The sequence below is a fragment of the Kitasatospora sp. MY 5-36 genome, from assembly GCF_001182915.1.
Taxonomy (GTDB): Bacteria; Actinomycetota; Actinomycetes; order Streptomycetales; family Streptomycetaceae; genus Kitasatospora.
This window is the reverse complement of sequence record NZ_LFVW01000958.1, coordinates 1-2,954: the sequence shown is the minus strand read 5'-3', so window position 1 is coordinate 2,954 and position 2,954 is coordinate 1. Positions and strand designations below refer to the sequence as shown.

General features: G+C 76.4%; 3 protein-coding genes. 1 reads left to right on the top strand and 2 read right to left on the bottom strand.

Features of this window, described 5'->3' with window-relative positions:
• The first annotated feature begins 495 nt into the window (after positions 1-495).
• On the top strand, positions 496-1,836 hold the full coding sequence (locus tag AE652_RS38780; protein ID WP_049660169.1) for a streptophobe family protein: 1,341 nt from the start codon (positions 496-498) through the stop codon (positions 1,834-1,836).
• Positions 1,837-1,860: 24 nt separating this feature from the next.
• Here the strand turns inward: AE652_RS38780 and AE652_RS38775 are convergent, their stop codons facing one another.
• Positions 1,861-2,358, bottom strand: a complete 498-nt coding sequence (locus AE652_RS38775; protein ID WP_049660167.1) for a hypothetical protein — start codon at positions 2,356-2,358, stop codon at positions 1,861-1,863.
• Between the two features lie 79 nt (positions 2,359-2,437).
• Positions 2,438-2,812 (bottom strand): DUF1304 domain-containing protein, encoded by a 375-nt coding sequence (locus AE652_RS38770; protein WP_049660164.1) that lies wholly within the window; start codon positions 2,810-2,812, stop codon positions 2,438-2,440.
• Between the last annotated feature and the right edge of the window lie 142 nt (positions 2,813-2,954).

Genomic DNA, 2,954 nt, shown 5'->3' with positions numbered 1-2,954 from the left:
GGCCCGCCCGGCCCGCTCGCACCGCCGGGACCACTCGCACTCCCGGCCCCACCCGCCCCGGCGGCCCCGGACGGGCCCGAGGGCGGAGGGGGCGTGGACGGCGGACCGGCCGTACCGCCGCCGGACGGTCGACCGGCCAACGGCCCGGACGGGGGACCGGACGGCGGACCGTGCGGAGGTTCACCAGGCGGGCCGGGCAGGCCGGACGGAGGCGGTTGGGAGGTCATCGAGGCTCCGTTTCGCAGGCGGTCGGCCGACCGCGGCCGGCTCGGGAGGCTCCTGCCAGTGGCTTCCCTTTCTCCCCCGTTGCCCCGTTCGCCGCAACAGCAGGTGCCGGGGCGTCGCCGAGCGTGCCCGCCGACCGTCGGCCACCCTGGAAACCCGGCCGGCTCCCGGCCGGGAGTCGACCGGACGTAGAACGGGCGTAGATCGGAGATCGATCGCGCCGCGCCCGGGCCGGACCCCTGTGCACCCCGCGAGCGACGAGGAGGCGGCATGCAGCAGCCCACCACCCGGGCCGCGGGCCCGCCCGGCGCCGTACGCGGCTGGCTGGACGCGCTCGCCGTCGTGCTGGCCGGGCTGGTCGCGATGGCGGCGGTGGCCGCGCTCGGTCTCTGGCTGGCCGGCGCCGACGACCTCCCGGATGGCGGCTTCCCCGCCGTGCTGGCGGCGACGCTCGCGCTCGCCGTCGGCGGCACCGTCGAACTCGACGGCGGCGCCGGGGACTTCGCGGCGGTCGGGGCCGGGATCAGCGCGATGCCGCTGAGCGTCTCGGTGGTCGGCGCGGTCGCGATGGCCGAGGTGTTCCTGCGCCAGCTGCGCTTCCGCGCGGTCGCGGGCGGCGGTGAGCTGCTCGGGCGGATCGGCCGGACGCTGCTGCTCTGGGTGCTCGCCCTGGTGCTGCTCACCCTCGGCGCCCGGCACAGCTTCGTCGTCCCGCTCGGCGGCGACCTGGCCCAGTCGATCGGCGGCGCGCTCGGGCTGACCCCGGAGGTCGGCTTCCGCGCGGACGGCCCGACCACCGTGGGCATCGGGCTGGCCTGGCTGCTGGTGGTGTTCGCGGTCACCTTCGCGGTGTCCCGGCGGGCCCCGCTGCCGCCCGCCCTGGTGCGCTACCAACTCGCGGTCCGCCCGCCCGCGTTCGCGCTCTGGCTGGTCCTGCTGGCGTACCTGGCGATCGGTGCGGTGGCCGGGGTGCTGACCGCGGTCGTGCACGGGAACCCCCGGCAGACCCTGGCCGTGGTGCTGCTCGCGCTGCCCGACCTGGTCTGGCTGGCCTTCGGCATCGGGCTCGGCGCCACGTGGCACGGGCGGCTGGTCGGCGGGCTCGGCCTGCCCGTCCCCAAGCCGCTCAGCGCGGTGCTGCGCACCCCCGGGGGCGGGCCGGCGACCATCGACCTCGGCACCCTCGCGGAGCAGGACGCCCGCAGCTGGTGGCTGCTGCCGTTGGCCGCCGTCCTGCTGCTCGCCGCCGCCTTCCTGGCGGCCCGCCGCGCGCCGCGCACCGTCCGGCTCTGGCGGCACGCCGTCCGGTTCGCGCTCGCCACCGCCGTCACCGTGCTGCTGGTGGGCCTGTGGACCCGGGTGGACGCCGACTACGGGCTCTCCGTGCTCGGTGTCGGCCTCGGCCAGGGCGGCCTGGGCGACCTGCTGGGCGCCGTGCTCGGCGGTGGCAACCCGCTGGCCGGGCTGGGCGGCGGGAGCCTCACCCTGCGCCCGGTGCTCTGGACGGCGGTGCCGCTCGCGGCGGGCTGGGGGCTGCTGACCGGCGCGCTCGGCGCCCTGCTCGCCACCCGGGTGCGGCACCGCGGCGAGGTACCGGCGGACGCCGAGTGACAGGTGCGGGGGGCGTGGCCCGGCTCAGAACAGCCGGTGGCCCCGCACCCACATGGTCTTGCGGCCGTCGGCCCGGATGAGCCGGAGTTTCCCGATGCCGTCGTGGATGCCCGCACTGAGCAGCAGCGACGGTCCGACGACCACGCCCGCAGCGGCCAGCGTGAAGAGCAGACCGATGTTGTCGACGGCCTGGTCGTCGCCCTCCTCGACGGTCCGGCCGCCCAGCTGGACCAGCATCGGGACGAGGGCCAGCAGCGAGAGCACCAGCAGCCAGCCCACCGTCCGGTGGACCAGCCGCTTGACCCGCGCCCTGGTGGCGGTCTCCACCCGGACGGAGAAGGAACGCCGGCAGCGCGGGCAGATGACGCCGATCTCCTTGTTGCCGCCGGTGGGCCGGGGCGAGCCGCCCTCCGGCAGGTGTGCGACGCTCCAGCTGACCTTCGTCGAGGTGAGGCCCTGCTGGACGCTCACCCGACAGCCGAGGCCGACGACGTACCGGTCGGTGATCGGGATCTTCGCCACTGCTGCCACCCCCAGCCGCCGCGACCGTCGCGGGGTAGGCGGAGTTTAGCCGCACGCCTGAAGAGATGGTGATGAAACGTCAGAAAGCCTCCGTCAGAAGGATGATCGCCGCCGGGACGGCCTGGCCGAGTGCACCGCGCCACAGCTTCGGTTCCGAGGTGAACAGGGTGATCCCGCCCGCGACCATGAACGCGGCGACGTAGAGCACCATCGCCCGCCCGGCCCCCGGGTGTCCGGTGTGCAGCAGGACCAGGCCGGCGACCAGGCCGAGGGCCAGGAAGAGGTTGTAGAAGCCCACGTTGACGCGCCACAGCCGGACCTCCGGGGCGTCCGCCGTGCTGCCGGTCAGCACCCGGCGCACCCGCGGGTGCCCGTACAGGAAGCTCTCCAGCGGCCAGACGATCAGGTGGATCGCCGCGGCGACCACGGCGAAGACCTGGCTCACGGCGTTCATGACGGACGGCTCCCTGCGGGCGGCGACGGCGGCGGGTGGACGACCGGTGCGGCCCAGGCGGGCGGCCCGGGCACCGGGGGCGGGTCGGGGGTGAGCGCGGGGACGACCCGGGTGGGCGGCCCGTCGGCGCGCCACGGTTCCG